Below are 26,714 nucleotides of genomic sequence, written 5' to 3'. Positions count from 1 at the left end.
AACTGTTCAACAATTAGCCGGGAAAAACCGTTGCTGCGGCTCAAACGCGCGCAACGGAGGGCAAGCAATACCGCCGCATTGACGGCTTTAACCAACGAACCGGGATAATACCCGACAAAGGACCCTGCATGTTTCTCGCGATAGCATTATTAATCGTTGGTTTATTTCTACTGGTGTATGGTGCAGACCGCTTAGTTTATGGTGCTGCCGTGATTTCCCGCTCGCTCGGCGTACCGCCGTTGATCATCGGCATGACTATCGTCGGCATCGGCACGTCGCTGCCGGAGCTGATCGTGTCCACCACCGCCGCGTTGAACGGGCAGATAGATATGGCCGTTGGCAACGTATTAGGGTCCAACATCACCAACATCTTATTGATCCTGGGGGTGGCGGCGCTGATTCACCCGCTGGCCGCGCGCTCCGAGATACTGCGGCGCGAACTGCCGCTGATGTTAGCGGTCACAGTATTGTGCGGTTTCGTGTTGATGGACGGTACTCTGAGCAGGCTGGACGGCGTGCTGCTGCTGACCGCCGCCGCCGGCTTCATCTTGTTGATGCTGAAAATCGCGCGGCTGGCGCAGCGCGAGGGCAGTGACAGCCTGACCATGGAGCAGATCGCCGAACTGCCGCAGGACAGCAGCAATACCGTGGCGGTGCTGTGGCTGGTGCTGGCGTTTATCATTCTGCCGCTCTCTTCCAGAATGGTGGTCGATAATGCGACGGTGATTGCACACTATTTCGGCCTGAGCGAACTGGTGGTCGGTTTGACCATTATCGCCATCGGCACCAGCCTGCCCGAACTGGCCACCTCCATCGCCGGGGCGCTGAAGGGCGAGGATGATATGGCGATTGGGAATATCATCGGCTCCAATATTTTCAACACGGTGATCGTGCTGGGCGTACCCGCCCTGCTGTCGCCGGGCAGCGTGGATGCCGCCGCCTTCCAGCGCGATTACTGGGTGATGCTGGCGGCCAGCGTGCTGCTGAGCGTGCTGTGCATCGGCCGCAAACATCGCATCGGCCACCTGGCGGGCGCGCTGTTATTATGCGGCTTTATTGCGTATCTTGCGGTGCTGTTCTTTAACCCTTTCAGTACTTTCGGCTAAACCGACGGGAATGAGTATGTCGAACATTGAGTTGCAACCGGGCTTCGATTTTCAACAGGCCGGCAAAGAAGTGCTTCAGATAGAGCGTGAAGGGCTGGCTCAGCTCGACAGCTACATCAACGCAGACTTCACTCGCGCCTGCGAAACGATCGCCGCCTGCGGCGGCAAAGTGGTGGTGATGGGCATGGGCAAATCCGGCCATATCGGCTGCAAGATCGCCGCGACCTTCGCCAGCACCGGCACCCCCTCATTCTTCGTTCACCCGGCGGAAGCCAGCCATGGCGATTTGGGCATGGTCACCCCGCAGGACATCGTGCTCGCCATCTCCAACTCTGGCGAGTCCAGTGAGATCCTGGCGCTGATCCCGGTGTTGAAACGCCAACAGATCACCCTCATCTGCATGACCAACAATCCGGAAAGTTCGATGGGCAAAGCAGCGGATATCCACCTGTGCATCAAGGTGCCGCAGGAGGCCTGCCCGCTGGGGCTGGCGCCGACCACCAGCACCACCGCCACGCTGGTGATGGGCGATGCGCTGGCCGTCGCGCTGCTGAAGGCGCGCGGTTTCACGCCGGAAGATTTCGCGCTGTCGCATCCTGGCGGCGCACTCGGCCGCAAACTGCTGCTGCGGGTTAGCGATATCATGCACAGCGGCGACGAAATGCCCCACGTCAGCGCCGACGCCTCGTTGCGCGACGCGCTGCTGGAAATCACCCGCAAAAATCTGGGCCTGACGGTTGTCTGCGACGACCTGATGAAAATCGCCGGCATCTTCACCGACGGCGACCTGCGCCGGGTGTTCGACATGGGCATCAACCTGCACGAGGCGAAGATCGCCGATGTCATGACGCCGGGCGGCGTGCGGGTGCGCCCCAACATCCTGGCGGTCGATGCATTGAACCTGATGCAACAACGCCACATCACCGCGCTGCTGGTTGCCGATGGCGACCAACTGCTGGGTGTGGTACATATGCATGACATGCTGCGCGCCGGCGTCGTTTAATTAAGGAATAGAACGGAATGGGTATGGTAGAAACCTGCTACGGGCCGGTAGAACAAGAGGTTATGGCGCGTGCCGGTAACATCCGCCTGTTGATTTGCGACGTTGACGGCGTGCTGTCGGACGGCCTGATCTTCATGGGCAACAACGGTGAAGAACTGAAGGCGTTCAACGTGCGCGACGGCTACGGCATCCGCTGCTTGAAAACCTCGGACATCGAGGTGGCGATCATTACCGGACGCTCCGCCAAGCTGCTGGAAGACCGTGCGCAAACGCTCGGTATCACCCATCTGTATCAGGGGCAATCCGATAAGCTTTTGGCCTTCCGTGAACTGTTGGATAAACTGTCGTTAACGGCGGATCAGGTCGCCTATATCGGCGATGACCTGATCGACTGGCCGGTGATGGCGCAGGTCGGCCTGGCGGTCGCGGTGGCGGACGCCCACCCGCTGCTGACGCCGCGCGCCCACTACGTCACCCGCATTGCCGGCGGCCGCGGTGCGGTACGCGAACTGTGCGACATCATTCTTTTGGCTCAAAATAAGCTGGAGGACGCCAAAGGGCTGTCGATATGAGTAAAACCAAACTGTGGATCACCATCCTGTTGACGGTGATCGTTCTGGCGCTGATCGGCTGGAACATGACGGACTTCAGCGACGACACGGCCCCGGGCCCGGTCAACGATCAGGATCCGACTTACCAGAGCCAGCACACGGTCACTGTGGTGTACAACCCAGCCGGCAAGCTGAATTATAAACTGGTGGCGGAAGACGCGAAGTATTACACCGCCGGCGAGCTGAGCTGGTTCACCCAGCCGGTGATGACGCTGTTCGATGAGAATGCGGTGGCCACCTGGTCAGTTCGCGCCGATCGCGCCAAACTGACTAAAGACCGGATGCTGTATCTGTATGGTCACGTCGAGGTTAACAGCCTGACCACCACCTCGCAGCTGGAAAAAATTAAGACGGACAACGCTCAGGTAAACCTGGTCACCCAGGACGTCACCTCCGATGACGAAGTCACGCTTTACGGGACCAATTTTACCTCTAACGGCATGAAAATGCGTGGGAACCTGCGGACCAAAACCGCTGAGCTGATTGATAAGGTTAAGACCAACTATGAAATTCAGAACCAAAAACCAACTCCGTAACCTGTTGCTCGGCAGCTTAGTTTTGGCCGCCAGCGCCCCCGCTCTGGCGCTGAAATCCGACTCCAGCCAGCCGGTCAGCATCGACTCGCTCAAGCAGTCGTTGGACATGCAAAGCAACGTCAGCACCTTCACTGACAACGTGGTGATCAAACAGGGCACCATCGATATTCGCGCCGACAAGGTGGTCGTCACCCGCCCGGGCGGAGATCAGAATAAGACCTATATTGAAGCGTTCGGCAACCCGGTAACCTTCTACCAGATGCAGGACAGCGGCAAGCCGGTCAAAGGCCACGCGCAAAAAGTGCGCTACGACGTGGCGACCCAGCTGGTGACCCTGACGGGCAACGCCTATCTGGAGCAGCTCGACAGCAACGTGAAAGGCGATCGCATCACCTATCTGGTGCAACAGCAGCAAATGCAGGCGTTTAGCGACAAAGGCAAACGCGTGACAACGGTTCTGGTACCGTCGCAGTTGCAAGACAAAAACGGGCAAAAAAAGAGTAACTAATCACTTATGGCAACACTCATCGCAGAAAACCTGGCGAAAGCCTACAAGGGCCGTAAAGTTGTCGAAGACGTCAGCCTGAAAGTGAAATCCGGCGAGATCGTCGGCCTGCTCGGGCCGAACGGCGCCGGTAAAACCACCACCTTCTACATGGTGGTCGGCATCGTGCCGCGCGACGCCGGGCGCATCGTGATCGACGAAGAAGACATCAGCCTGCTGCCGCTGCACGCCCGCGCGCGCCGCGGCATCGGCTATCTGCCGCAGGAAGCGTCGATCTTCCGCCGCCTGAGCGTGTACGACAACCTGATGGCGGTGCTGGAGATCCGTCCCGATCTCACCAGCGAACAGCGCGAAGACCGCGCCAAAGAGCTGATGGAAGAGTTCCATATCTCCCATCTGCGCGACAGCCTCGGCCAGGCGCTGTCCGGCGGCGAACGCCGCCGCGTCGAAATCGCCCGCGCGCTGGCGGCCAACCCGAAATTCATTCTGCTGGACGAACCCTTTGCCGGGGTGGATCCGATTTCCGTTATCGATATCAAGAAAATCATCGAGCACCTGCGTGACAGCGGCCTGGGCGTGCTGATCACCGACCACAACGTGCGCGAGACGCTGGACGTGTGTGAACGCGCCTACATCGTCAGCCAGGGCAAACTGATTGCCCACGGCACGCCGGATGCTATTCTGGCCGACGAGCAGGTTAAACGCGTTTATCTGGGCGAAGAGTTCCGCCTCTAAGCGCCGGCGCGCCCTGCGGGGCGACACCGTTAACGGAAGTAGACAGAAAACTATGAAGCAAGGTTTGCAACTCAGGCTCAGCCAACAGCTGGCCATGACACCTCAGCTCCAGCAGGCGATCCGCCTGCTGCAGTTGTCCACGCTTGAGCTTCAGCAAGAGATCCAGCTGGCGCTGGAGAGCAATCCGCTGCTTGAACAGACCGATCTGCACGACGAAATCGACGCCAAAGAAACCCAGGAGACCGAGGGGCTCGATACCCGCGAGGCGCTGGAACAGAAAGACATGCCGGAAGAGCTGCCGCTGGACGCCACCTGGGATGAGATCTACACCGCCGGCACACCGTCCGGCACCGGCACCGACTACAGCGACGACGAGCTGCCGGTCTATCAGGGCGAGACCACCCAAACGCTGCAGGATTATCTGATGTGGCAGGTGGATCTGACGCCGTTCTCCGATACCGACGCCGCCATCGCCACTTCCATCGTCGACGCGGTGGATGACACCGGCTATCTCACCGTCCCGCTGGAAGACATTCTGGAAAGCCTGGGCGACGAGAACGTGACCCTCGAGGAAGTCGAGGCGGTGCTGAAGCGCGTGCAGCGTTTTGATCCGATCGGCGTCGCCGCGCGCGATCTGCGCGATTGCCTGCTGGTGCAGCTCTCCCAATACGCCAAAGATACGCCTTATCTGGCCGAAGCGCGGCTGATCATCAGCGAGCATCTGGATCTGTTGGCCAACCACGACTTTCGCAGCCTGATGCGATCAACCCGGCTAAAAGAAGATACACTGAAAGAAGCGATGCTGCTGATTCAGTCGCTCGACCCGCGCCCGGGGCAGTCGATCAATACCGGCGAATCGGAATACGTGATCCCGGACGTGCTGGTACGCAAGACGCAGAACAAATGGACGGTCGAGCTCAACGGCGACAGCGTGCCGCGTTTGAAGATCAATCAGCAGTACGCCGCGCTGGGCAACAGCGCCCGCAGCGAAGCCGACGGCCAGTTTATCCGCAGCAACCTGCAGGAAGCCAAGTGGTTGATTAAAAGCCTGGAGAGCCGCAACGAAACGCTGCTGAAGGTCACCCGCTGCATCGTCGATCAGCAGCAGGCGTTCTTCGAGCAAGGCGAAGAGTTTATGAAACCCATGGTGCTGGCGGATATCGCCCAGGCCGTGGAGATGCATGAATCGACGATCTCGCGCGTTACCACGCAGAAGTTTCTGCACAGCCCGCGCGGCATTTTCGAATTGAAATATTTCTTCTCCAGCCACGTGAATACCGACAGCGGCGGCGAAGCCTCCTCGACGGCGATCCGCGCGTTGGTGAAGAAATTGATTGCGGCGGAAAACCCCGCCAAACCACTCAGCGACAGCAAGCTGGCCACCCTGCTCGCCGATCAGGGGATCATCGTGGCCCGGCGCACCGTCGCCAAGTACCGAGAGTCTTTGTCCATCCCGCCGTCGAACCAGCGTAAACAGTTGGTTTGACCTCTATTGAGAAGGAAGACACTATGCAGCTCAACATTACCGGACACCACATCGAAATCACCGATCCGTTGCGCGAGTTCGTGAACAACAAGTTCGCCAAACTCGAACAGTATTTTGATCGCATCAATCAGGTGTATGTTGTATTAAGTGTGGAAAAAGTGCAGCAAATTGCGGAAGCAACGGTGCACGTGAATGGAGGCGAGTTGCACGCCACCTCGGAAGACGAGAATATGTATGCCGCAATTGATACGCTGATCGATAAATTGGCACGTCAATTGAACAAACATAAAGACAAATTGAAGCAACACTGACACCCTAACCCATTCCGTGAGGTTGCCTCCGTCGCAGCCTCGCCCTTCGGCGCGTGACCCGCATGGGTGACGCGCCGAACGGTAATCAGGGTTAAAACCGACGAAAAACCGCCTTGCCGGGTGCGCCCGGCGGCGCGGTTTTAAGTGAAGATGAGATGAACAACGAATATATGCAATTAAGCTCGGTGTTAAACATCGAGTGCACCAAAAGCTCGGTACACTGCACCAGCAAGAAGCGGGCTTTGGAAATTATCAGCGAACTGGCCGCCAAACAGCTCAATCTGCCTTCGCAGGTGGTGTTTGACGCGGTTCTCACCCGGGAACGCATGGGCAGCACCGGTATCGGCAACGGTATCGCCATTCCCCACGGCAAACTGGAAGAGGACACACTGCGGGCCGTTGGCGTGTTTATCCGTCTCGACCAACCCATCGCTTTCGACGCTATCGACAACCAGCCGGTCGACCTGCTGTTCGCGCTGCTGGTGCCTGCCGATCAGTGCAAAACCCATTTGCATACCCTGTCGCTGGTCGCCAAACGCCTGGCCGACAAAACCGTATGCCGCCGCCTGCGCGCCGCGCAAAGCGACGAAGAACTTTACCAAATCATCACCGAGTGATACCCGGTCGGCGTGACTTCCAGCCCGGATAACGTTACTGTTTCACGATGATGGATCCGGCCTCGGCCGGAATAACAAAGTTTACACCGGTGGCGATGAACGCCGCCGCGATGCCAGGGGAGTTGCCACATGGTGCTGATGATTGTCAGCGGCCGTTCCGGTTCCGGAAAATCCGTCGCCTTGCGGGCGCTGGAAGACATGGGTTTTTACTGCGTTGACAACCTGCCGGTGGTTCTGCTGCCGCAGCTCGCCAATACGCTGGCGGAACGCAATATCTCCGCGGCGGTCAGCATCGACGTGCGCAACATGCCGGAATCGCCGGAAGTGTTCGAATACGCGATGACTCAACTGCCGGACAGCTTCTCGCCGCAGCTGCTGTTTCTCGACGCCGATCGCAACACGCTGATCCGCCGTTACAGCGACACCCGCCGCCTGCACCCGCTCTCCAGCAAAAACCTGTCGCTAGAAAGCGCCATTGACGAAGAGAGCGATCTCCTCGAACCGCTGCGCTCCCGGGCCGACCTGATTATCGACACCTCGGAAATGTCGGTGCACGAACTGGCCGAAATGCTGCGCACCCGCCTGCTCGGCAAGCGCGAGCGCGAACTGACGATGGTGTTCGAATCCTTCGGCTTCAAGCACGGTATTCCGATCGACGCCGACTACGTGTTCGACGTGCGCTTCCTGCCGAACCCGCACTGGGATCCGAAGCTGCGGCCGATGACCGGTCTGGACAAGCCGGTGGCGTCGTTCCTCGATCGCCATACCGAAGTGCACAACTTCATCTACCAGACCCGCAGCTACCTGGAACAATGGCTGCCGATGCTGGAAACCAACAACCGCAGCTACCTGACGGTCGCCATCGGCTGTACCGGCGGTAAACACCGCTCGGTGTACGTGGCGGAACAGCTGGCCGATTACTTTCGCTCGCGCGGCAAGAACGTGCAGTCGCGCCACCGCACGCTGGAAAAGCGTAAACAATGACGGTCAAACAGACGGTTGAAATCAAAAACAAGCTGGGCATGCACGCACGCCCGGCGATGAAACTGTTCGAGTTGGTGCAAAGCTTCGACGCCGAAGTGATGCTGCGCAACGAAAGCGGCACCGAGGCTGAAGCCAGCAGCGTCATCGCACTGCTGATGCTGGACTCCGCCCAGGGCCGGCATATCGAAGTCGAAGCGACCGGCCCCGACGAAGTCAACGCGCTGACGGCGGTGGTCGAGCTGTTCAACTCCGGGTTTGATGAAGATTAGTCGCTGAGACTCTCCCCATGCGTCGCCTCGGCGCATGTGTTGCCTCCGCCCCACCCATAACGTAGCCCTCCCGTTTCTCACTTTGCGAATCCGCTTCCAGAATCAGCCGTAACCGCCTGTAAATTCACGTCATGGATTTACCCCCACCGCGGTAATCGCAATAGTGTGTAACGCAAAAACAGACAACTGGCGGGAGTTTCCCCACGCTTTGCTGGCGGGACAACGAAAAGTTTACAATTTGTGAACTTCACCGACAGTCGCTATAATGTTCACCGGGTAGGAATCGAAGGAACGATGCATATCATTTCCAGGGAACCGTTCAATAACGCAACGAAGCAATATCCCAATGAAGCCACTGCTCTCGAGGCCATTTATAAAGCGTTGCGACGGGGCGAGTTCCGCACGCCGGACGAGTTAAAAGCGCTTTTTCCTTCGCTCGATCGTATGAAATACAAAGAGAAATGGTGGGTCATTGACGTCGGCGGCAACCACCTACGGATCTTGTTCTTTGCCAGCTTCGAGACACAGAAAGTCTTCATAAAGCATATCGTTAGCCACGCCGAATACGACAAGCTGATGCAGCACTATCGAAGGAGTTCGTCATGATTACAGATGCCATTAAGGCGGCCGATGCGCTACTGCGCGCCGTACCCTTATTGCAGGGCAGCCACGCTCAGCAAGACTACCGAGAAGCGCTCGAATTGGTGGAATATCTGCTGGAAAACGATGAACACCATCCGCTGATTGACATGTTGGCAAAAAAAATCGCCGAATATGAAGACAACAGTGCCGAATTTACTGCATTCAACCAGCGTATCGCCCAACTCCCGCAGGGGGTGGCCGCGCTTCGCGTATTGATGGAACAGCACCAACTCAGCCAAAGTGATTTTGAACATGAGATCGGTAAAAAGTCGTTGGTTAACCAAATCCTGAACGGCAAAAGATCGCTGACCATTCCGCACATTATGGCGCTGGCCAAACGTTTCAATCTGCCCCCGGCCCTGTTCCTGCCGGAAGCGGATTAGCCCCTCAACTCCGGCTCAGGCAGTCCAGCGCCACCGCTTTGAAGCTGTCGAAGCTGTCGCTGCCCAGCAGGCGGCTCATTGAGCGTTCACGCACGAAGGTGACGAACAGCTCGTAGATCGCCATCGCCTCTTCATAGTCGCTCTTGCTGATCGCCAGCAGGAAAATCACGTGCGCGATCTCACCTTCCCCCCAGGCGACCCCCTGCGGCGCCAGCAGCGTCACTACCACGGTCTTTTTCGCCAGCAGCCCCAGCGAGTGCGGCAGCGCGATGCCTTCACCCAGCAGCGTGGAGACGATCGCCTCACGTTCGACCAGCGACGGATAAAAGTCCGCGCCGACGTACCCTTCCTGCTCCAGCTGGCCGCACACCCGGCTGAACAGCTCCGCCTGCGTCAGCGGCTCGTTGAGCACCATGAAATGCTCGGCGTCGAAAAACTTCTCCAGCATGTACGGTTTGGTGCGATCCACCAGCACCAGCTTGCCCAGTTGCTCCAGCTGATAATCGGTCGGGAACGGCGACATTACCACCACCGGCTTGTTCTTTTCGCCGATGCGGGCGTTGGAAATCACGAAGTCTTCGTCGATGTGCGCAAGCATCTCGTAATCGCGCAGCGAGACGATGCGCGTCATCACCAGCTGCGGGTACTTGCGCGCAATCTGCGCCTGGATCATCCGCACCGTTGAGTTGCCGGTATCGCACACCAGCATCACCTGCGGGTGGCGTTCATAACCGATGTTGTAATGCCGCTCCAGCCCCACGCCAATATGTAACACCAGATAGCCTATCTCGTTCTCACTCAGGGTATAGGGGGTGTATTTGCCCCAGCTGGAGACCGCCGCCAGCGTCACGTCGTAAGCCATCGGATAGTGCTGCTTGATATTGGCCAACAGCGGATTGGGGATATTGATCTGGTATTTCACCCGCGTAATCATGGTCTTGATATGGGTGAGCAGGTCGGCCCGCAGCTGCTCGTCGCCCTGCAGGTTGTAGTTATAGTGTGCGTTGATGTAGGACAGGATGTAGTCCACCAACGCTTCTTCATCGTCGGCATTGATCTCGGTCGGTTGCACGTCCTGCACGCGGCGCGCGGCGATGTTGACCCGCAGATAGGCCTCTTCGGCCATCGAGATCTCTTTGCCGGAGGCCGCACGCAGCTCCGCCGCCAGGCGGGTCGACACCTGGCGCACCGCGTCGTCGCCGTCCTCCACCTCGAAGTCCGGCAGCGGATAGCCGTCGTTGATGCGCCGCAGCGCCACCGCGCAGTAGAAAATCAGGTACTGTTCGCCCTCATCGGTCAGGCGAATGGCATATTGCGACAACAGCGGATGCAGCAATCCGGCGAACGCCGCTACCTGCGGCTGCAGCAGGATCTCGTTGTTGAGCAGCGGGTTCTCGGCATCGGCCAGCTGCAGCTGGAACAGCAGATCGGTGAGGCAGGCGCGGATCGCCATCTCGGCGCCGAACAGCTTCATGCCGTAGCGCGGTTTGGTTTCGATCGTCAATTGATAGTGCGCCAGACGTTCCCTCACCTCAGCCATGTCGTTTTGCAACGTACCGCGGCTGACGAACCATTCGTCGGCCAGATCTTCCAGTTTAAGGGAGAAGGCTGAGGTCAAAAAACGCACCAGCAGATAATGCACCCGCTCTTGCGCGCTGCGCGGGGTAGCATGCTTGCGGCGCTCCTGATGCTGCAGGGCGCTGAACAGCGCGGCGTTATCGACCTGCAGGCGATAGCCGGCCCCACGGCTATGCACGAAACGCGCGCCGTACTTGTCCAGGATCTCGTTCAGCGCGGTGATATCCGCCCGCACCGTGCGGGTGGACACGGCGAAACGCTTCGCCAGCTCATCCTGCGGCAAAGTCTCGGTTTGCAAAGCATCGAACAAGTAAGCCAAACGCGGGTAAGGAAATCGCACCATTCTGTATCCGTCAATCAGGCGGCCCACCCGGCGAACCGGGCGGGCCACGGGTTACTTCGCCGGCGGCAGAAACGCCATTTGCGAGGGGCTGCCGATCGGCAGATAGCCGCCCACAAAGCTGAGCTTGCCGTCCGTCGGGTTGACGCTGAAGCGAGTGACGTTATCGCTGCGCTGGTTCAACGCATACAGATAGCGGCCATCCAAGCTCAGCGTCAGCGAACGCGGGTAATCGCCGCGGGTCCAGGTTTCCGCCACCGGTTTCAACTTGCCGCCGGCGCCCACGCTGAACTGGGCAATGCTGTTATGCAGCCGGTTGGCGACGTACAACGTGTCGCCGTTCTTGCTGAGCGCCAGCCCCGAAGCGAAGCTGGTACCCTGATAGTCGGCGGGCAGCGCGGAAACTGCATGCAGTTGTTTCAGAGTACCTTTTTGGCGATCAAAACGGTAGCTGGTCAACGTCGAAGCCTCTTCGTTCACCAGCAGCACGGTGTCGCCATCCGGATGAAACACAAAGTGACGCGGGCCGGCGCCGGCGGACGAGGCAGCGATCCACGGTGGATCGTTCGGCGTCAGCCGGCCGCTCGCGGCGTCAAAGCGCCATTGGTAGATACGATCCAATCCCAGATCGGTAGAGAACACAAACTTGCCGCTTGGATCGCTGGCGATCATATGGGCATGCGGGCCGTTGTGATCGCTGATGGCGAAGCTGCCGTTCACCGCCGCCGCCGGTTTGGCAGCGCCCGCCGGGCCCTGTTGTTGCTGCACCGAGCTGGCGGTGCCCAGGCGGCCGTCCGCTTCGATCGGGAAAGCCGCCACGCTGCCGCTGACGTAGTTCGCCACCAGCAGATGCCGCCCGTCCGGCGTCGATGAGAGATACACCGGCCCCGCCCCCTGCGAATCCACCTGGTTGAGCTGCGTCAGGCCGCCGTCGGCCGGATTGACCCGGTAGGCGGTGATGCCGCCGTGCTTACCGCCGTTGAAATCGTCCACTTCGCTGGCGACATACAGCGTTTTGCCGCCGACGCCCAGCGTCAGCTGCGCCGGATTCGGTACGTTGCTGACCAGCGTGGCGTGGCTCAGCGCGCCGCTGGCCGGATCGACCTGCACCCGGTAAACGCCTTCGCCGTTGGGATTGTAGGTGCCAATATAGGCGAAATGAGATGACGTGGAGTTCATTGCATCCTCAGCATGCAGCGCCGGGCCGGTCACGGCCAGCAGCGCCAGGAACAACGCGGTGCGTCGGGTTGGAGCCTGCCAGTTTCGCATAGTAGTCCTCAGTATATACCCGTCATCTTTCAAGCCGCAGCGTTGTTGGCTGCCCACACTCACCCCAGTCACTTACTTAAGTAAGCTCCTGGGGCTCCTGCGCTTGCCGCCTAGCTGCAACTTGAAAGCTATAGGCTATAGGTAACGGCGCGGCATGCCGCGCCACGGGAAAACCTTCGCCTCCCAGCGTTTACCTCATCCCATTGTGCGTTCAGCCCACCAGCTTTTTGGTCATCGCCAGCAGGGTTTTCACGTCCTGCGGACGCGTGTCGCCGCTGGCGGCGTCGATGATCGAGCTGTAGATATGCGGGATCACGCGTTTCACGCCGGCCGCCAGCGCGATCTCGACGATCGGCTCAAAGTTCTCCAGATCGATGCCGCCGGTCGGCTCCAGCATAAAGTCATGCTCGGCGCAGGCCTTGGCGACGTACTGGTATTCGTCCTTGCACTTCAGGCCGCCCATCGGGAAATACTTGATGGAGCTGCCGCCCATGTCCTTCAGCAAGGCGATGGCGGTTTCCACCGGCACGATGCCGTCCGGCGCCGCGGCGCTCAATGGGCCGGTAGAAATCTTCACCCAACCGACGCGGCCGGTCGGCGACACCAGGCCGTTGACCACGCTGTCGTTCTGGCCCAGCAGCGCGCGGCTAGCGCCGACGCCGGTAAACACCTGGTTAACGTGCTGCGGCTGCACCTGCTGAGCGATCAGGCTGACCATCGCCGACTGCTTCGGATCGCCGGCGCCCAGGCCGACCGACAGCGCGTTTTCGATCAGGCGCGCATAGCGCAGCATGTCGGTCACCGCGCTGTCGACGTCCGGGTAGTTCTTGGAGAGCACGCCCACCAGCACATGGCCTTCCGCCGCGGCGTAGATGTCCTGCGCGTTGGCTTTGGAGCCGGCGAGCACGTTCAGGCAGACGCGGTCGCGATAGTAGTTAGGCTGCAGCTTCATGCTTGTTTCTCCGTAAACAGGTTTTTGATACAGCTAAAGACGGTCATCAGCTGTTGCTCGTCGACGCTGCGCACGTCGACCTCAATCTTGCCCTCGTTGGCCTTATAGCCGCGGAAGTAGATGGCGATATCGCCGGTTTTCAACGCCTGGACGATGTCATAGGTCGAACGCCCCAGCACCGCTTCGTCAAAGGCGATCTCGGCGCGGGCGATATCGCGGCCGGCGCTGTCCCAGACGGTCTTGGCGCTGACGCCGGTCAGGGTGTTGAGGCTGTTGAGGAATGGCGTCATCCGCTCCACCATCTGTTGCCCGGTGGTTTTCTCAAGCGTCAGATAGCTTTCAATCGCCTGCGTCAGGCCGAGGATGCCCTCTTTACCGACCTTCATCGCCCGGCCGATGCCGCCGGATTGCAACTTCACCCACTCGACGTACTGTTTCTTGCCGACAACCAGACCGCTGGTCGGCCCCTCGATGGCTTTGGCGCCGCTGTAGATCACCAGATCGGCCCCCATCTGGTAGTAACACATCAGATCTTCTTCCGCCGCGGCGTCGACGATCAGCGGCAGGTTATGCTTGCGCGCCACCACCGCCGCCTGTTCGACGGACAAAATGCTTTTCTGCACGCAGTGGTGCGACTTGACGTACAGGATCGCCGCAGTCTGCGGCGTGATGCAGGCTTCAATCTGCTCCGGCGAACATTCGTTGGCGTACCCCGCCTCCACCACCTTGCCGCCGCCCAGCGCCACCATGGTGTCCACCGGCGCGCCGAAGTTGACGTTGTGACCGCGCGGCAGCACGATCTCGCGCGGCACGGTCACCGGCGCCGAATGCAGGTTCACCAGCAGATTGGCGTTATCTTTAACGATCACCGCCGCCACCGACTGGGCGATGCCCGCCGAGGCGCAGGAGACGATCACCGCATCCTCCACGTTGAGCAGATCGGCGATGTAGGCGCCGGTCTTGTTGACCAGATCCTTGATTTCGAAATAGTGGTTCAGGCCGTAATCAACGGCGTCGATCACGTCCTGGCGCGGCGTAGAAACGCCGAGAATGGTCATGCGGCCGGAGGTGTTGATCACCTGCTTCAAACCGTATTTTTCATAAATCGAAGACATGGCTTGCCTCCCCTTGTTCGGTTAATAGGATTTCCCCGGCCACCACCGCGGCCAGTGGCACCAGCAGCCGTTCGCCCTCGGCGGTTTGCCCTTCGGCGTCAGCGAAGACTTGCGGTTCGCGGCGCAGCTCAAACAGCGTGAAATCGGCGTCATAGCCCGGCTCCAGCCGCCCTTTGCCGCTCAGCTGCAGCGCCGACGCGGCGTTCTCCGTCACGCAGGCGATCACCTGCGGCAGCGTCAGGCCGACGCTGAAGAATTTGGACATCACCGTCGCCAGGCTGTGTACCGGTCCGTTCATGCGGTTGCGGCAGTAAATATCGGAGCTGATGGTGTGCGGCAAAATACCCAGCGTGATCGCCTGGCGCGCCACCTCGAAGCTGAAGCTGGCGGTGCCGTGCCCCACGTCGAGCAATACGCCGCGCCGCAGCGCGCGCTGGATAGACTCGCGCAGCGTGCCCGCCGGCGTCAGAATGCGGTTCGGTTTGCCGTTGTAGCAGTGGGTGATGATGTCGCCACGGGTCAACAGATCGGCAATCTCGTCCAGATCCGGCGGGTTATTGCCGATATGCACCATCAGCGGCAGCTGGCGGTTTTCCTGCTGGATCTCTTTAGCCAACACCAGCGGGCGGGTGCCGTTCTTGCCCACCACGCTGCTGCTCATGCGCGCCTTGATACCGATGATGAAACCGGGATGGTTGGCGATGGCCTGGCCGGCCTCGCGCTTGTCGATGTCCGTCAACTCCGCCAGCTCGTTCTGCCGCAGCAGGCCGATGCGCGAGATATTGAGGAAGGCGAAAACGTTGGTTTTGGCGCTGCGCGTCAGTTGATAAAAGGCGTCGATATCGTCGGCGCCGGTGCTGCCGGCATCGACCACGCTGGTGACGCCGCTGGCGACGCCGACCCGATCCGGCTCGTCATGATAAATCGGCGATTCGGGATAGCAGTGCACGTGCGCATCGATCCAACCGGCGCTCAGGCGGCAGTTGCCCGCCAAATCCAGCTGGCGAACGGCGCTGATGTCCGCCGCCAGCCGCCCCACCGAGGCTATTTTGCCGTCTTTCACCGCCAGATCGATCAGCGTATCGTCCGCCAGTCTGGCGCCTCTGATTACTAAGTCATACATACCGCATTGCTCCTGTTAGCCCGGGCGCCGCCGCAGCATCGGGCGGCGCCTGGCGCAGGCCTCTTAAGAAATGGCTACCGGGAAGATCGCCCCCAGGATCATCGCGCCGAGGATCGCTCCGCCGGTGATCGGTTTACCCCAGATATAGAACAGCAGCGCGCCGAGCAGCGAACCGATGCCGATCGGGATCGAGGCGGTCATCGCCGACAGGATGATCAACGGCCCGAGGAAGCGGCCCGAGGAGTTGCCCGCCCCCATCATCACGTCCGCCCCGTAGGTGGAGTTGCTCTGATTGATGGTGAATTTACGCGCCAGAATGATCACGTAACCGATCGCCAGGCCGATGATCAGGCCGGTGGCCAGCGAAGCGGCGAAGTTGGCGACCGGGAACACGATGCCGGCCCCCAAAAGCAGCGCCGGTACGCCCAGCCCGACGCCGGTCTGGATCGCGCCGCCGATGTCCAGGATGCCCACCAGCGAGCCTTCGATGATGCGCGCGAACAGGAAGCTGGCGCCGAACGCCGCCACCGCGCCATACACGCCGGTATCCATCCCCGCCCGCAGCATGGAAACGAACGCCACTTCGTTAAAGGCGCCGATGCCGTACAGGTAGTACATGTGCGTCCCGGCGAACACGCCGGAGGACAGCAGGCCAACAAAAATCGGGAATGACCAGTCGGCGTACCAGAAGCCTTTTTGGGTTTGTTCTTCCATCATCCCGCTCCTTATTTACCGCTCAGGGTATTGTGAATGGCGTCCAGCCAGCCCGGCACGCCGAGGCTGAAGGACTCGAGAACTTTCATGTCGAAGCCGCGGAAGAAGCCGCTCAGCACGAACAGCAGCACGATCACCGCCATCATGATCTTGGTGATCTTGTTCCAGCCGCTCTCTTCCACGCCTTTGCCGATCAGAATGCCCAGCACCAGGCCCGGTACGGCGTTGCCCATGATCAGCTGCGCCAGGCCGCCGAAGATGGTGCCCCAGAAGCCGGAACGGCGCCCGGCGTCGATCGCCGCCAGCCAGAAGATCACCGGCATCACGGTATTCACCAGCAGGTTGGCCGCCGGCACCAGCACCTTGATCGCGGTGACCTGCAGCGCGGCAGGCACGGCGGAAGCGGTGGTATTGAGGAAGGCCACCACCAGCATGCCGATGATGCCGCAGGCGATGGCCATTTTTTTCGGATCGTGCAGCGTTTGCGCCAGATTGCGGTTCTTGACCATCAGGGCCGCCGCGCCCCAGTGCGGGATGATGCGGTGATCGACGTCCTGCGTGAAGGAACCTGCCGCTACGGAAGACGCCCAGGCGTTGAAGAAGAAGCCCAGACCGAATGAGAAGTGGGAAGCCGGATCGCCCTCGCAGGAGTTCAGCTCGCCCAGGGTGCGAAACGCCCCCATGCCCTGTGTTGTCGGTGCGTGGAACATGCGTGCGGCGCCGGCCCCTACGCCGACTCCCACCAGCCCACCGATAATTATCGATTTAAATAAGATGATTAAAAACATCAGTATACCCTTTCATTTATGCTAACGTTTTTATTTCGTGACGAAGACAACCTTCTCGGTATTGATAATGGTTACGTTCACGGTTATTTCCAGAGAAACGGCATAGCGCTTTCTTTCACGCGGCAAAAAGAAGAAAAGAAATTTCTCTTTAGTTATTTTCTCTTCCGCTTTCACTACGCTGACGTCCTGCGGCTCGATGCGCAGCAGAATATTGTTGGTGGACTTTAATACCGCGCCCTGCACATTAGCCAAGGCGGAAGCAAAAGCTTTCGCTTTGCTGTCGCCTTTACCCTCCACCTTTACCGATGTGGTATATTGCTCTTTCATTATGGGTTGCCATGTTTTTTGACGTAGGCTTCCACCAGTTTCTGGCCCAGCTCTTCTTTATCCATAAAGCCGAAACCCAGCACGTTGCAGCCTTCATTAATTGCCGTCACGCCCTCTTCCACCGAACGCATGCCGTATTTGGCTTTGTAGCCGTATTTGGTTTGCGCGGTAATTGCGCCGGCGCCACCGCTACCGCAAAAAGAGATGCCCAGCTGCGCGTTTTCCGCTTTCATGACGTCGCCCAGCTTCATGTCCGCCGCCACGCCGGGGATAACCACCGCTTTTCCGCCTGCGTTTTCAACACCCTGGCCGACTTTTTGCCCTTTGCCCAAACGATCGCCGATCACTACGGTAATTTGACCCATATTATATTCTCCTGATTTAAATCGATGCATTAACCGCTATGCGTTATTATCTTTCGCCACTTCGAAGTGCACTGACAATAAATAGGCTTCTTCGATAGGCAATGTGTCAAACTGATCCACCACGCGCTCCGCCATTTGCATGGATTCGGCGGAGATTTCGTCGAACAATGATTTATCTACCTCCGGCAACGGCTCGCCGGTTATTGAACGCAGCACCATGGCACGAATATGCGATTCCAGCATCTGTTGCTGCACCGCATTGGTATAAATATTTTCAGCACTCAGCATCGCGGTAATATCCGCCAACACCCGAGCGGTGATCGCCCCGGCCTCGCTGACATCGGATTGTTCAATTTCTTTTATCGAAGCAGATCCATCATTCACTTTTCAGTACCCCTAGATCCCACATTAATCAGTAAGCCGTAAAGCGCATCACCTGAATAACCCGCTTTCTGTGATGTCTTTACCCTACTCCCGGTAGGATTTTCTGTGTAGACCGGTTTTTTCCAGTTCGAAGTGGAAATCGAATGACGCGTGGAGATCCATTTCGCAAAACGGCGCTGCGGCGAAAAAGTGAATGAGATAACAATTACATAACCCGGCTAACGGTTTTTTTTGCCTCGATTGACGATAAAAGCCTTCGTGATCGGGATCTCTTTCTTTTCTTGCCCCAACCGCCTACTATCACTAGGACAAATCGACATTACCCACACCCCCGCTCCTCTGGCGCGGGGGTGTTGCTTTGTGTTGTTTTTCCGAATTTATGGGCGCACAGACTGACGCCCTTTGATTTGACTGGAGAGTGGAATGACCAAACCCATCATTACTATTAATGAGCTGGATGCGGAACGCCTGGATGCGCTATTGGAACAACCGGCCTTTGCCAATACCGACGTCGCCGCCGCGCTGAACGACGAATTGGATCGCGCGGAAATCCTGCCGCCGGAGAAAATGCCGGCCAACGTGGTGACCATGAACAGCCGCGTTCGTTTTCGCGATCTGCACACCGATGAAGAGCACGTGCGCACGCTGGTTTACCCGGCATCGCTGAAAGACAGCCACGATCAGCTGTCGGTGATGGCGCCGCTGGGCGCAGCGCTGCTTGGCATGCACGTCGGCAAGCAGATCTCCTGGCAATTGCCGAACGGTGAAGAAGCGCGGATTGAAGTGCTGGAGTTGTTGTACCAGCCGGAAGCGGCGGGCGAATACCACCGTTAAGCGGTTTTCAGGGCGGCATCCGGCCGCCCTTTCTGTCTCAGACGCAGATAGCGATCAGCACGGCGATCAGCAGCAGCACGTAGATTTTGGCATGCAGCGCATCGCTCACCTTCGGCAAACAGCGCCTGGCAAACACGATCCCCGCAATCCCCGCCACCACCAACAGCCCCAGAATGTTCAGATTGACGTAGCCCAGATACTGCGGCCCGCTCATCTCGTGCCACCCCAACACGATATACATCAGCGCCCCGATCACCGCCACCGGGATCGACAGCGGGTTGGCGGCGCTGACGCAATATTTCATGTCGTAACCATGGCGACGCAGCAGCGGTACGGTCATCACGCTGCCGCCCACTCCCAGCAGGGTGGCGATGCCGCCGATCAGCGGCCCCCCGCCCCACAGCGTGACGGGGGACAGCTCGGCGCGCGCCGGTTTGATCAAAAAACCCCGGCGGAACAGACAATCGGCGATGGTCACCGCCATATAGACCACAAACAGCCCGCGGATCACGCCGTCCGCCAGCAGCGAAGAGGCGAACGCACCCAGCGCCGCGCCGATGCCGATGAAAAAGATCAGCGGCACGATGGTTTCACGCAGCAGGTTGCCGCTGCGCCAGTTGGTCAGCGTGGCGTAACTCGCGTTGAGGATCATCACCGCCGTCGAGGTCGCCACCGCGATATGCATCGCCTGGCCGGGCTGCTCGCCCGAGGCGGAGATCAGGTGGTAGACGAAAGGCACCACCACAAAGCCTCCGCCGAAGCCGAACAGAATGGTGGTGATGCCGGTCAGAAAACCGGCACCCAGTACAATCAAGGTTTCAATCATGGCCGTGCGCCCGCACGAAGTCGTCGAATCCGGCGCAGAACTGCCCCGCCAACGGGTGGAAACGATCGCCGACGAACAGCCCCAGATACTGCTCGCGCACGGCGTCATGGTCCACCAGCTCAATGCCCGCCTGTTCTGCCTGCGCCAGCGTCTGCGCGTCCGGGAAGCCCCAGTAGCGCGAATCGCCCTGCTTTTCCGCCGTTATCGCTTCGCTGTGCTCCGCCCGCATCAGCTGGCGCGCCAAAAAGGTGCCGCTTTGTACGCCCAGCAACATCATGTTTTCCAGGAACGACAGATCGTAGCGCAGCTCGGCGGGCAGACGGGCGATCACCGGGCCGGCGTCCCAGTGCTCATCCATTTCATGCAGCGTTACCGCACAGTCCCTGTCACCGTTCATCATCGCGCGGAACAGCGTCATCACCCCGCGATAGCGCGGCAAATCCCCCGGATGCAGGTTCCACAGCAGCTTGCCGCGTCGGCTGAAGGCGCGCACATAGTCGGCGGAGAATTTCTGATAACAGCGCAGGGAGATCACCCCATCCATATGCCCCAGGCTGCTGATAAACGCGGCGTCATTGATGTCGAGAACGCGATGCGCTTTGACCCCGGCGGCGGCCAGGAACAGAGCCGGCGGCTGATAGGCGCCCTCACAGGCGGCGGCGTTGCGGCCAACGAACGGGAACACGAAATCATTCAGCACCTCGCGCTCATACAGCCCCAGGCGGCGAACCGCCGGCTCCTGCGTGCGCCCGGCGCTTTTCGCCAGGGGAAAATACACCGTAAAAGTACACTCGTCCCTCAGGGTGGCGATCAGATCCTGACACACCAGCCAGGAGAAAATGTCGTTGCCGACAAAGAGCGCTACGTTTTTCATACTTCAGCCTTCTTTGCATTGAAAATAGGGTTGTTGAACACGATCTTGCTGATATCCCGCGTGATGGATTCCATCGCCGAGGTGTAAAACAGATCGCCCTTGGCGGGCGCGCCAAGCGAGTAGAGATGCTGCTCACGGCCGCGTCGGTCGGCGATTTTCAACGTGTGCGGGTTGCACTTCACGCCGCCGAACAGGTTCTCTTGCACCAGCCCGTCTTGCAACAGCTGATGGCTCAGGCGGTTGGGCGGCAGTTGATAAGAAGGCGTGGTGCAGTTGAACAGATACTGCGCATGCACCCGCGTCTCATGGCAACGAAGGATAAACCCGTCCGCCCCCTTACTGATATCCACCAGGCCGCCGCAGGCACGCAGGCGTTGGCTCTCCAGCGCCGCCACGATCTTGCTGGCGTTCTTTAGCGGCATGGCATGTCGATTGCGCATCCAGGAGGAGTTGTAGAAGCGCATGAAGACCTGCCGGTTGTTGGCATCCATCTTGACCCAGGCGGCGCACACCGCCGGGTGGATCGCCGCCAGATAGCTGCAGATATGCTCCCGGGCAAAACGCGCGCGATCGAGACTGTCTGCCAGATCGCGATAGCAATCGCGCCTTTCCCCCAGCGCCGAGAGCACCGTCAGCCGCTCCGGCCCCGGATAGTGGCGCGCCAGCGCGGCATTGATCGCATGTACCAGCTGATGCGCGTCAATAAAATCGCGGCCGGCGACAAAGCGCCGCAGCGCCTCAACAAACGCTTCCGGCGGCGGACGCATCAGCGCCGGCTGCACGCTGGGGAACAGGCCCGAGCGCGACAGGGCACAGATGTCGGTCGCCCCCAGGCGCTCCATCAGCTCAACGATGGCGTCAATCGCCGTCAGGCTGCAGCCGATCACGCCGATGCTCGAATAAGGGTTGATCGGCGGCAGATCCTGGTGGGCCTGATAAGCGATCACGCCATCCACCGGATAGAGACATTCCGGCGGGTTGTGCCCCGAACACAGCACCAGCGCATTCATCTGTTCGGCGCTGCCACAGGTGGTGGTCAGCCGGTAGCCGGCTTCGAGCGGCGCGATGGCATTCACTTCGGCGGTCACGAAATTCAGCGCGACGTTACTGTCCGCCGCCATATAAATCGTCATGTCGCGAATAAAGTCGAGATATTCCCGATACAGCCAGCGCGGCGGATAACGATCCTGGCAAAACTGCGGGAAATGCATGGCGATCCAATCAACGAAGTGCGTTTCGTCGAAAATATCCGCCGACATATTTTCCGGCGTCATATTTAATATATGGCTGTCAAAATCGCTGCTGTATGCCATTCCGCCCTTGAAGCCCTGCTTGTCGAACACCGTCAGGGAAAGCGGCCTTTTGCAATGATTAACCGACTTATTTTTTATAAAGTTATACGCAAAAGCGATCCCGGCGGCTCCGCCGCCAACCACACCGAACTTATACATGAAATATCACCTTATAGTCATTGAACTGCGCTAAGAACTATTGCTTCAGGTGTTGGAATAAAATGACGTTTTATTCCTTATTAACTTCTTGTATTGCGAGAACGAAAACCTTCGTCCCACCCCGGTGTGAAATCTTGCACGGGCTTTATGGCCGATAAAATAACGGCACCGCGAACAAGCATTATTTTTCTGCCCCGATAGTAGGGCGGCGACCGCTGGCTTGCTTTATATGAAAGGCCAACTATCATTGCGTTTCGGCCAATCTGCCAGCCAAAGGAAACACATGCGCAACGTCCGCATTGATGACATCGACCACGTAACGCGCGCGGTGATCGCCATCGGCACCGATTATCCGCCGGGACACCTGCTGCCGATGCACAGCCACCGGCGCGCGCAGTTGCTGTACGGCGCCACCGGCGTCATGCACGTTTTCACGCAGCAAGGCAATTGGGTCGTCCCGCCGCAGCACGCGGTATGGCTGCCGCCGCAGATGCCGCACGCGGTGAGGATGGTCGGCGTCACCACCCGCAGCCTATACCTCGAACCCGGCGCGTTGCCCGCCGAACGGCCGCAGGTATGCCAGGTGGTCAGCGTCACTCCGCTGATGCGCCAGCTGTTGATGGCGGCGGTGGATATGCCGCTGGAGTATGAACAAGAGGGGCGCGACGGAGCGCTGGCAACACTGCTGCTGCATGAGCTGGCCAGGCTGCAGCCCTTGCCGTTGCACATCCCGCTGCCCGCCGATCCTCGGTTAGGCGAGCTGTGCCGCGCCTTTTTGCAGCACCCCGACGCCCACGACTCCGCGCAGCGGTGGGCGCCTCGTCTGTACATGAGCATTCGCACCTTCAGCCGCTTCTTTCGCGCGCAGACCGGCCTGCCGTTTTCGCAATGGCGCCAGCGCGCCTGCGTGGTACTGGCGTTGGCGCTGCTGGCCGAAGGGCGCAGCGTAACGCAGGTGGCGATGGAAATGGGATATGACAGCAGCGCGGCGTTTTCAACCATGTTTCGCCGCGTGCTCGGGCAGGCGCCCTCCTCCTATTTGACGGAAGACGGGCGCGACGGTTGACGGATTAGCGGAATTTCTTGTGGTTGGCGTCGCGGGTTTGCTTGAAGCCCTGCGCCAGCTGCTTCGCTTCGGCGACTTTGCCCTGATTGGCCAGGGCCAGCGCCTGATCGATCTGGCCGATCAGGGTATCCAACCCGCTGCGGAAATCTTTCATCTCCGGGCTGTCGGCGGCTTTGTCTTCCAGCTTCGGCGGAGTGCCCTGTTTGGCATCCTGCGCGGCGGCGCGCATGTTTTGCAGGCTCTGTGTGAGGATAGCGGCGGAATCGGTATTCAGCACCGTTTTATAGTTTTCCGCCAGGGTGTCCATATCGTCGCCCAGATCGGCAGCGACCGCCAGCGAACTGGCTGCCAGCAGCGTCAACGCCGCCAGCGCTTTCAGGGTATTCTGCATGTTTGCTCACCTTCCAGTTATTGTTTTAATTAACCCACCGTTACCATAGGCAAGGCCGGGCAAAACCGAAACCGGAGATTTGTAAGCAAGGTTGAGACGGGATAACGCGCGACCGGCGGGCGCCGGCCGCGCAGAGGATCACTGACCGGCGATCTTCATTTCCGGCAGCAGCACCGAACCGCACTGGATATTGCTGCGGGTTTCAATATCGCTGCCGACGCTGACGATGTTGCGCAGCATGTCTTTCAGGTTGCCGGCAATGGTGATCTCGCTGACCGGGTACTGGATCTCGCCATTTTCCACCCAGAAACCGGCGGCGCCGCGCGAGTAATCGCCGGTGACGCCGCTGACGCCCTGGCCCATCAACTCGGTGACCACCAGGCCGGTGCCAAGCTGTTTCAACATGCCGGCGAAGTCCGCGCCCTGCCCGGCAATGCGCCAGTTATGGATGCCGCCGGCATGGCCGGTGCTGTGCAGGCCCAGCTTGCGCGCCGAGTAGCTGGTCATCAACCAGGTCTGCAGCACGCCGTCCTTGATGATATCGCGCCGCTGGGTGCGTACGCCCTCGCTGTCGAACGGCGTTGACGCCAGCCCTTTCAGCAGGTGCGGATGCTCCTCGACGGTCAACCATTCCGGCAGGATCTGTTTGCCGAGCGAGTCCAGCAGGAAAGTGGATTTACGGTAGACGCTGCTGCCACTGATGGCGCCCACCAGATGGCCGAAAAGCCCGGTGGCCACTTCGGAGGCGAACAGCACCGGCGCCTTCATGGTCGACAGTTTGCGCGGCGCAAGACGTGCCAGCGTGCGGCGGGCGCACTCCTGCCCCACCCACTCGGGGCTGTGCAGATCGCCCATCGCACGGCCGATGGTGTAAGCGTAATCCCGCTCCATATCGCCGTCCTGCTCCGCAATGACGCAGCTGGACAGCGAGTGGCGGCTGGAACAGTAGCTTTGCAGCATGCCGTGGCTGTTGCCGAACACCTTGATGCCGTAGTGGCTGTTGAAGCTGCCGCCTTCGGTATTGGTAATGCGTTTGTCCGCCGCCAGCGAAGCCTGCTCGGCGCGCGCCGCCAGCTCGATGCCGCGCTCGGCGTCCAGCTCGGTCGGGTGGAACAGATCGAGATCCGGCGCCTCGAACGCCAGCAGATCTTTCTCCGCCGGGCCGGCGCAGGGATCTTCAGAGGTGTAGCGCGCGATGTCCAGCGCCGCCTGTACGGTGCGGGCGATGGCGTCCGGACTGAGATCGGTGGAAGAGGCGCTGCCTTTGCGTTGGCGGTGATACACGGTGATGCCCAGCGCGCCATCGCTGTTGAACTCGACGTTTTCCACCTCGCCGAAGCGGGTGCTGACGCTGATGCCGGTCGATTTGGTGACCGCCACTTCCGCCGCGTCGGAACCGGCGCGGGCCAGCTCCAGCGCCTGAGAAACGGCCTGTTCCAGCGCCTTGCGCTGTTCTGCAACTTGAGTGACTACTTTCATCAATCTGCCATAATTAATCAGAAAATCGTTGAGAAAAGTGCCGGAGCGGCGTAGTTGTGCACGCGGAGCGGCGCGCAAAAATCCTGAGATCTCTGCCGTTGAGTCTAACAGGAACCGCGTTGAATTTCGCATAAAGCCGGCAACCTGTTAGGATTAGCCTCTTTTTAACGGAGCCTACCATGAACAAACAGCCTGAAGACTGGCTCGACGATGTCCCGGAGAATGAAAACGAGGACGATGACGAGATTATCTGGGTCAGTAAAAGTGAAATTAAACGTGATGCCGAAGCGCTGAAAGACCTGGGGGCCGAAATGGTCGATCTGGGCAAAAACGCGCTGGATCGCATTCCGTTGGATGAAGATTTGCGCGCCGCCATCGAGCTGGCGCAGAAGATCAAGAAAGAGGGCCGTCGCCGTCAGCTGCAGCTGATCGGCAAGATGCTGCGCGCCCGCGATATCGAGCCGATTCAGACCGCGCTCGACAAGCTGAAAAACCGCCACAACCAGCAGGTTTCGCTGTTCCATAAGCTGGAAGCGCTGCGCGACCGCCTGGTGGAAGAGGGCGATGACGTCATTCCGTCGATCCTGGATCTGTATCCAGCAGCCGATCGTCAACAGCTGCGTTCACTGGTGCGCAACGCGCAGAAAGAGAAGGCCGCCAACAAGCCGCCTAAGGCTTACCGCCAGATCTTCCAATACCTGCGCGAGCTGGCCGAAGCGGCTGACTAAGCGCCGCCGCCGTCCCGGGATGAACCCGTTTCATCCCCGGTGATGCGCCGGTTCGCCGCTGCTTTCGCGGATATTGAAGCGCAGGCTGCCTTCCAGCTCTTCTTCCGCTTCTTCAAACAGCAGAATGATTGCGCCGAAACGACGCTTGCTGCGGGCATTGAGGTGGGTGAACTCGATTTCCACCGGCAGACCGATATCGCCGGTCACCACGTCCCACAGCGCGTCGAGGTTGGCGCCAAACCCCTCGTCCAGCGCAAACTTGTGCGCGAAATCGCGGTAGAAGGTTGGCACGTCCTGGATCTGCTCAAAATCAAACTCTACTTTTGCCATCAAACTCACTCCACACGAATGAAGTTTTTGTAATGGTCGCGCGTGACGAAGATCAGACCGTCGCTCGAATACAACAGGCGATCGGCGCCGCGCCGGCCACACTGGTAATTGATGTCCGCTTCGCGCCAGACCCGGCCGCCGGCGCTCGGCAGTTGCCCTTCACGGTTAGAGAATCGATCGCCGCCAATCGCCTTGCCCGGCAATACTGCACAGAGGTTGCCTGAACGCGGATCCCAGCCCTGCTCGCGCGCCTGCTTCTTGGTGACGTAATAGTCCGGCAGCCGCTGATGCTGCTGCAGGTAGCTCACCACCGTTTGCTGCTGCGTGAGCCGGTCGATGCTCTGCTGCTGGCCCGCCGATGCCGGCACCCTCGCCGGATTGCCGTCGATCGCACGGTGCTCGTTGCCGCGCAGCGCGCTGAAGACGGCGATGACCACGGCGATGACAATCGCCAACAGAATCCGCTTGTTCATGACATTCCCTGAAATTATGCCGCCGAAGGCGCCGCAGCTCCCCCAGGCTAGTTAGGTATATAGTCGACCTGGATGAAACTAAGATGACCGGCACGTCACATTTTCGCGGCGGTAAGCGT

At 59.5% G+C, this 26,714-nt stretch carries 33 protein-coding genes; 16 read left to right on the top strand and 17 right to left on the bottom strand.

Going from position 1 to position 26,714, the window contains the following annotated elements; genetic code table 11:
• Window positions 1-128 precede the first annotated feature (128 nt).
• The 13 genes from WA302_RS16505 (at window position 129) to WA302_RS16445 (ending at window position 9,188) form a co-directional block, all read left to right on the top strand.
• Window positions 129-1,106, top strand: coding sequence for a calcium/sodium antiporter (locus tag WA302_RS16505; protein WP_033644493.1), 978 nt, complete (start codon window positions 129-131; stop codon window positions 1,104-1,106).
• Window positions 1,107-1,122: 16 nt separating this feature from the next.
• A complete protein-coding gene (gene kdsD, locus WA302_RS16500) occupies window positions 1,123-2,109 on the top strand; it encodes an arabinose-5-phosphate isomerase KdsD (protein ID WP_025304376.1) in 987 nt (328 codons plus the stop codon).
• Window positions 2,110-2,126: 17 nt separating this feature from the next.
• Window positions 2,127-2,681, top strand: a complete 555-nt coding sequence (kdsC, locus tag WA302_RS16495) for a 3-deoxy-manno-octulosonate-8-phosphatase KdsC (protein ID WP_021505108.1) — start codon at window positions 2,127-2,129, stop codon at window positions 2,679-2,681.
• A complete protein-coding gene (gene lptC / locus WA302_RS16490; protein ID WP_004937047.1) occupies window positions 2,678-3,256 on the top strand; it encodes an LPS export ABC transporter periplasmic protein LptC in 579 nt (192 codons plus the stop codon). The genes kdsC and lptC overlap by 4 nt, the downstream gene beginning before the upstream one ends.
• The gene (gene lptA / locus WA302_RS16485; protein WP_025304377.1) at window positions 3,225-3,764 is read left to right on the top strand and encodes a lipopolysaccharide ABC transporter substrate-binding protein LptA; all 540 of its coding nucleotides are present in this window, start codon (window positions 3,225-3,227) and stop codon (window positions 3,762-3,764) included. The genes lptC and lptA overlap by 32 nt, the downstream gene beginning before the upstream one ends.
• Before the next feature lie 6 nt (window positions 3,765-3,770).
• Entirely contained in the window at window positions 3,771-4,496 is a 726-nt protein-coding gene (gene lptB / locus WA302_RS16480; protein WP_004937040.1) for an LPS export ABC transporter ATP-binding protein, read from the top strand.
• 52 nt (window positions 4,497-4,548) lie between these two features.
• Entirely contained in the window at window positions 4,549-5,982 is a 1,434-nt protein-coding gene (gene rpoN, locus WA302_RS16475; RefSeq protein WP_004937039.1) for an RNA polymerase factor sigma-54, read from the top strand.
• 23 nt (window positions 5,983-6,005) lie between these two features.
• Window positions 6,006-6,293, top strand: coding sequence for a ribosome hibernation promoting factor (gene hpf / locus WA302_RS16470; protein WP_004937038.1), 288 nt, complete (start codon window positions 6,006-6,008; stop codon window positions 6,291-6,293).
• Window positions 6,294-6,448: 155 nt separating this feature from the next.
• Window positions 6,449-6,910 (top strand): PTS IIA-like nitrogen regulatory protein PtsN, encoded by a 462-nt coding sequence (ptsN, locus tag WA302_RS16465; RefSeq protein ID WP_016930212.1) that lies wholly within the window; start codon window positions 6,449-6,451, stop codon window positions 6,908-6,910.
• Between the two features lie 129 nt (window positions 6,911-7,039).
• Entirely contained in the window at window positions 7,040-7,894 is an 855-nt protein-coding gene (gene rapZ / locus WA302_RS16460; RefSeq protein ID WP_015379177.1) for an RNase adapter RapZ, read from the top strand.
• A complete protein-coding gene (npr, locus tag WA302_RS16455) occupies window positions 7,891-8,163 on the top strand; it encodes a PTS phosphocarrier protein NPr (protein WP_043141958.1) in 273 nt (90 codons plus the stop codon). The genes rapZ and npr overlap by 4 nt, the downstream gene beginning before the upstream one ends.
• Before the next feature lie 294 nt (window positions 8,164-8,457).
• Entirely contained in the window at window positions 8,458-8,769 is a 312-nt protein-coding gene (locus tag WA302_RS16450) for a type II toxin-antitoxin system HigB family toxin (RefSeq protein ID WP_004937033.1), read from the top strand.
• Window positions 8,766-9,188, top strand: coding sequence for a helix-turn-helix domain-containing protein (locus tag WA302_RS16445; RefSeq protein ID WP_049208318.1), 423 nt, complete (start codon window positions 8,766-8,768; stop codon window positions 9,186-9,188). Before WA302_RS16450 ends, WA302_RS16445 begins: the two co-directional genes overlap by 4 nt.
• Before the next feature lie 4 nt (window positions 9,189-9,192).
• Here the strand turns inward: WA302_RS16445 and WA302_RS16440 are convergent, their stop codons facing one another.
• The 10 genes from WA302_RS16440 to WA302_RS16395 all read right to left on the bottom strand — a co-directional run bounded on the left by WA302_RS16440 (window position 9,193) and on the right by WA302_RS16395 (window position 18,122).
• Window positions 9,193-11,109, bottom strand: a complete 1,917-nt coding sequence (locus WA302_RS16440) for a BglG family transcription antiterminator (protein ID WP_049208316.1) — start codon at window positions 11,107-11,109, stop codon at window positions 9,193-9,195.
• A gap of 51 nt (window positions 11,110-11,160) precedes the next feature.
• On the bottom strand, window positions 11,161-12,375 hold the full coding sequence (locus WA302_RS16435; RefSeq protein WP_089181374.1) for a lactonase family protein: 1,215 nt from the start codon (window positions 12,373-12,375) through the stop codon (window positions 11,161-11,163).
• Window positions 12,376-12,586: 211 nt separating this feature from the next.
• Window positions 12,587-13,327 (bottom strand): 2-dehydro-3-deoxy-phosphogluconate aldolase, encoded by a 741-nt coding sequence (dagF, locus tag WA302_RS16430; RefSeq protein WP_025304381.1) that lies wholly within the window; start codon window positions 13,325-13,327, stop codon window positions 12,587-12,589.
• The gene (locus tag WA302_RS16425) at window positions 13,324-14,442 is read right to left on the bottom strand and encodes a DgaE family pyridoxal phosphate-dependent ammonia lyase (RefSeq protein ID WP_043141950.1); all 1,119 of its coding nucleotides are present in this window, start codon (window positions 14,440-14,442) and stop codon (window positions 13,324-13,326) included. Before WA302_RS16425 ends, dagF begins: the two co-directional genes overlap by 4 nt.
• Complete coding sequence (locus WA302_RS16420) at window positions 14,426-15,565, bottom strand: amidohydrolase/deacetylase family metallohydrolase (RefSeq protein ID WP_099816649.1); 1,140 nt, start codon at window positions 15,563-15,565, stop codon at window positions 14,426-14,428. The genes WA302_RS16425 and WA302_RS16420 overlap by 17 nt, the downstream gene beginning before the upstream one ends.
• A gap of 63 nt (window positions 15,566-15,628) precedes the next feature.
• On the bottom strand, window positions 15,629-16,279 hold the full coding sequence (locus WA302_RS16415; protein WP_004937013.1) for a DUF4310 family protein: 651 nt from the start codon (window positions 16,277-16,279) through the stop codon (window positions 15,629-15,631).
• 11 nt (window positions 16,280-16,290) lie between these two features.
• Complete coding sequence (locus WA302_RS16410) at window positions 16,291-17,067, bottom strand: DUF4311 domain-containing protein (protein WP_004937006.1); 777 nt, start codon at window positions 17,065-17,067, stop codon at window positions 16,291-16,293.
• Window positions 17,068-17,097: 30 nt separating this feature from the next.
• The gene (locus WA302_RS16405; RefSeq protein WP_047729783.1) at window positions 17,098-17,394 is read right to left on the bottom strand and encodes a DUF4312 family protein; all 297 of its coding nucleotides are present in this window, start codon (window positions 17,392-17,394) and stop codon (window positions 17,098-17,100) included.
• Window positions 17,394-17,759, bottom strand: a complete 366-nt coding sequence (locus WA302_RS16400) for a glycine-rich SFCGS family protein (protein ID WP_004937000.1) — start codon at window positions 17,757-17,759, stop codon at window positions 17,394-17,396. Before WA302_RS16400 ends, WA302_RS16405 begins: the two co-directional genes overlap by 1 nt.
• Window positions 17,760-17,795: 36 nt before the next feature.
• Window positions 17,796-18,122: a glycine dehydrogenase gene (locus WA302_RS16395; RefSeq protein WP_443018045.1), complete on the bottom strand. Its 327-nt coding sequence runs from the start codon at window positions 18,120-18,122 to the stop codon at window positions 17,796-17,798.
• Between the two features lie 444 nt (window positions 18,123-18,566).
• Between WA302_RS16395 and rnk the strand changes: the two genes are divergently transcribed.
• Window positions 18,567-18,977, top strand: coding sequence for a nucleoside diphosphate kinase regulator (gene rnk / locus WA302_RS16390; protein ID WP_004936993.1), 411 nt, complete (start codon window positions 18,567-18,569; stop codon window positions 18,975-18,977).
• A gap of 37 nt (window positions 18,978-19,014) precedes the next feature.
• On the opposite strand, the gene WA302_RS16385 is transcribed toward rnk, so the two are convergent.
• Genes WA302_RS16385 through WA302_RS16375 form a run of 3 tightly spaced genes read right to left on the bottom strand, consistent with a single transcriptional unit; the run spans window position 19,015 to window position 22,128 of the window.
• Window positions 19,015-19,803 carry a sulfite exporter TauE/SafE family protein gene (locus WA302_RS16385; protein WP_261456608.1) on the bottom strand — a complete coding sequence of 263 codons (789 nt, stop codon included), beginning with the start codon at window positions 19,801-19,803 and terminating at the stop codon, window positions 19,015-19,017.
• Entirely contained in the window at window positions 19,796-20,677 is an 882-nt protein-coding gene (locus WA302_RS16380; RefSeq protein WP_261456607.1) for a formyltransferase family protein, read from the bottom strand. The genes WA302_RS16385 and WA302_RS16380 overlap by 8 nt, the downstream gene beginning before the upstream one ends.
• Entirely contained in the window at window positions 20,674-22,128 is a 1,455-nt protein-coding gene (locus WA302_RS16375; RefSeq protein WP_261456606.1) for an FAD/NAD(P)-binding protein, read from the bottom strand. Before WA302_RS16375 ends, WA302_RS16380 begins: the two co-directional genes overlap by 4 nt.
• Window positions 22,129-22,411: 283 nt before the next feature.
• Between WA302_RS16375 and WA302_RS16370 the strand changes: the two genes are divergently transcribed.
• On the top strand, window positions 22,412-23,194 hold the full coding sequence (locus WA302_RS16370; RefSeq protein ID WP_025304388.1) for an AraC family transcriptional regulator: 783 nt from the start codon (window positions 22,412-22,414) through the stop codon (window positions 23,192-23,194).
• Between the two features lie 4 nt (window positions 23,195-23,198).
• On the opposite strand, the gene cybC is transcribed toward WA302_RS16370, so the two are convergent.
• Together cybC and pmbA are read right to left on the bottom strand one after the other, a co-directional pair.
• Window positions 23,199-23,585: a cytochrome b562 gene (gene cybC, locus WA302_RS16365; protein WP_025304389.1), complete on the bottom strand. Its 387-nt coding sequence runs from the start codon at window positions 23,583-23,585 to the stop codon at window positions 23,199-23,201.
• Between the two features lie 138 nt (window positions 23,586-23,723).
• Window positions 23,724-25,064, bottom strand: coding sequence for a metalloprotease PmbA (gene pmbA, locus WA302_RS16360; RefSeq protein WP_025304390.1), 1,341 nt, complete (start codon window positions 25,062-25,064; stop codon window positions 23,724-23,726).
• A gap of 179 nt (window positions 25,065-25,243) precedes the next feature.
• Between pmbA and yjgA the strand changes: the two genes are divergently transcribed.
• Entirely contained in the window at window positions 25,244-25,792 is a 549-nt protein-coding gene (gene yjgA, locus WA302_RS16355; protein WP_004936968.1) for a ribosome biogenesis factor YjgA, read from the top strand.
• A gap of 30 nt (window positions 25,793-25,822) precedes the next feature.
• Here the strand turns inward: yjgA and WA302_RS16350 are convergent, their stop codons facing one another.
• Both WA302_RS16350 and WA302_RS16345 read right to left on the bottom strand, forming a co-directional pair.
• A complete protein-coding gene (locus WA302_RS16350) occupies window positions 25,823-26,122 on the bottom strand; it encodes a barstar family protein (protein WP_004936963.1) in 300 nt (99 codons plus the stop codon).
• A gap of 5 nt (window positions 26,123-26,127) precedes the next feature.
• Entirely contained in the window at window positions 26,128-26,595 is a 468-nt protein-coding gene (locus WA302_RS16345; protein WP_043141934.1) for a ribonuclease, read from the bottom strand.
• Window positions 26,596-26,714: the final 119 nt, after the last annotated feature.

It is taken from the genome of Serratia sp. 201, from assembly GCF_037027545.1.
In the GTDB taxonomy this organism is placed as follows: domain Bacteria; phylum Pseudomonadota; class Gammaproteobacteria; order Enterobacterales; family Enterobacteriaceae; genus Serratia; species Serratia bockelmannii.
Note: the sequence above shows the minus strand (reverse complement) of the source record. Positions and strands in the feature narration are given on the sequence as shown.

Coding starts and splice junctions, on each gene's coding strand:
- lptC (WP_004937047.1), top strand. CDS start 2,678: ATGAGTAAAACCAAACTGTGGATCACCATCCTGTTGACGGTGATCGTT.
- hpf (WP_004937038.1), top strand. CDS start 6,006: ATGCAGCTCAACATTACCGGACACCACATCGAAATCACCGATCCGTTG.
- pmbA (WP_025304390.1), bottom strand. CDS start 25,064: ATGAAAGTAGTCACTCAAGTTGCAGAACAGCGCAAGGCGCTGGAACAG.
- WA302_RS16410 (WP_004937006.1), bottom strand. CDS start 17,067: ATGTTTTTAATCATCTTATTTAAATCGATAATTATCGGTGGGCTGGTG.
- kdsD (WP_025304376.1), top strand. CDS start 1,123: ATGTCGAACATTGAGTTGCAACCGGGCTTCGATTTTCAACAGGCCGGC.
- WA302_RS16400 (WP_004937000.1), bottom strand. CDS start 17,759: ATGGGTCAAATTACCGTAGTGATCGGCGATCGTTTGGGCAAAGGGCAA.
- WA302_RS16385 (WP_261456608.1), bottom strand. CDS start 19,803: ATGATTGAAACCTTGATTGTACTGGGTGCCGGTTTTCTGACCGGCATC.
- npr (WP_043141958.1), top strand. CDS start 7,891: ATGACGGTCAAACAGACGGTTGAAATCAAAAACAAGCTGGGCATGCAC.
- WA302_RS16440 (WP_049208316.1), bottom strand. CDS start 11,109: ATGGTGCGATTTCCTTACCCGCGTTTGGCTTACTTGTTCGATGCTTTG.
- rpoN (WP_004937039.1), top strand. CDS start 4,549: ATGAAGCAAGGTTTGCAACTCAGGCTCAGCCAACAGCTGGCCATGACA.
- ptsN (WP_016930212.1), top strand. CDS start 6,449: ATGAACAACGAATATATGCAATTAAGCTCGGTGTTAAACATCGAGTGC.
- WA302_RS16450 (WP_004937033.1), top strand. CDS start 8,458: ATGCATATCATTTCCAGGGAACCGTTCAATAACGCAACGAAGCAATAT.
- dagF (WP_025304381.1), bottom strand. CDS start 13,327: ATGAAGCTGCAGCCTAACTACTATCGCGACCGCGTCTGCCTGAACGTG.
- WA302_RS16445 (WP_049208318.1), top strand. CDS start 8,766: ATGATTACAGATGCCATTAAGGCGGCCGATGCGCTACTGCGCGCCGTA.
- rnk (WP_004936993.1), top strand. CDS start 18,567: ATGACCAAACCCATCATTACTATTAATGAGCTGGATGCGGAACGCCTG.
- WA302_RS16350 (WP_004936963.1), bottom strand. CDS start 26,122: ATGGCAAAAGTAGAGTTTGATTTTGAGCAGATCCAGGACGTGCCAACC.
- lptB (WP_004937040.1), top strand. CDS start 3,771: ATGGCAACACTCATCGCAGAAAACCTGGCGAAAGCCTACAAGGGCCGT.
- WA302_RS16435 (WP_089181374.1), bottom strand. CDS start 12,375: ATGCGAAACTGGCAGGCTCCAACCCGACGCACCGCGTTGTTCCTGGCG.
- kdsC (WP_021505108.1), top strand. CDS start 2,127: ATGGGTATGGTAGAAACCTGCTACGGGCCGGTAGAACAAGAGGTTATG.
- rapZ (WP_015379177.1), top strand. CDS start 7,040: ATGGTGCTGATGATTGTCAGCGGCCGTTCCGGTTCCGGAAAATCCGTC.
- WA302_RS16420 (WP_099816649.1), bottom strand. CDS start 15,565: ATGTATGACTTAGTAATCAGAGGCGCCAGACTGGCGGACGATACGCTG.
- WA302_RS16415 (WP_004937013.1), bottom strand. CDS start 16,279: ATGGAAGAACAAACCCAAAAAGGCTTCTGGTACGCCGACTGGTCATTC.
- yjgA (WP_004936968.1), top strand. CDS start 25,244: ATGAACAAACAGCCTGAAGACTGGCTCGACGATGTCCCGGAGAATGAA.
- cybC (WP_025304389.1), bottom strand. CDS start 23,585: ATGCAGAATACCCTGAAAGCGCTGGCGGCGTTGACGCTGCTGGCAGCC.
- lptA (WP_025304377.1), top strand. CDS start 3,225: ATGAAATTCAGAACCAAAAACCAACTCCGTAACCTGTTGCTCGGCAGC.
- WA302_RS16405 (WP_047729783.1), bottom strand. CDS start 17,394: ATGAAAGAGCAATATACCACATCGGTAAAGGTGGAGGGTAAAGGCGAC.
- WA302_RS16345 (WP_043141934.1), bottom strand. CDS start 26,595: ATGAACAAGCGGATTCTGTTGGCGATTGTCATCGCCGTGGTCATCGCC.
- WA302_RS16505 (WP_033644493.1), top strand. CDS start 129: ATGTTTCTCGCGATAGCATTATTAATCGTTGGTTTATTTCTACTGGTG.
- WA302_RS16370 (WP_025304388.1), top strand. CDS start 22,412: ATGCGCAACGTCCGCATTGATGACATCGACCACGTAACGCGCGCGGTG.
- WA302_RS16380 (WP_261456607.1), bottom strand. CDS start 20,677: ATGAAAAACGTAGCGCTCTTTGTCGGCAACGACATTTTCTCCTGGCTG.
- WA302_RS16375 (WP_261456606.1), bottom strand. CDS start 22,128: ATGTATAAGTTCGGTGTGGTTGGCGGCGGAGCCGCCGGGATCGCTTTT.
- WA302_RS16425 (WP_043141950.1), bottom strand. CDS start 14,442: ATGTCTTCGATTTATGAAAAATACGGTTTGAAGCAGGTGATCAACACC.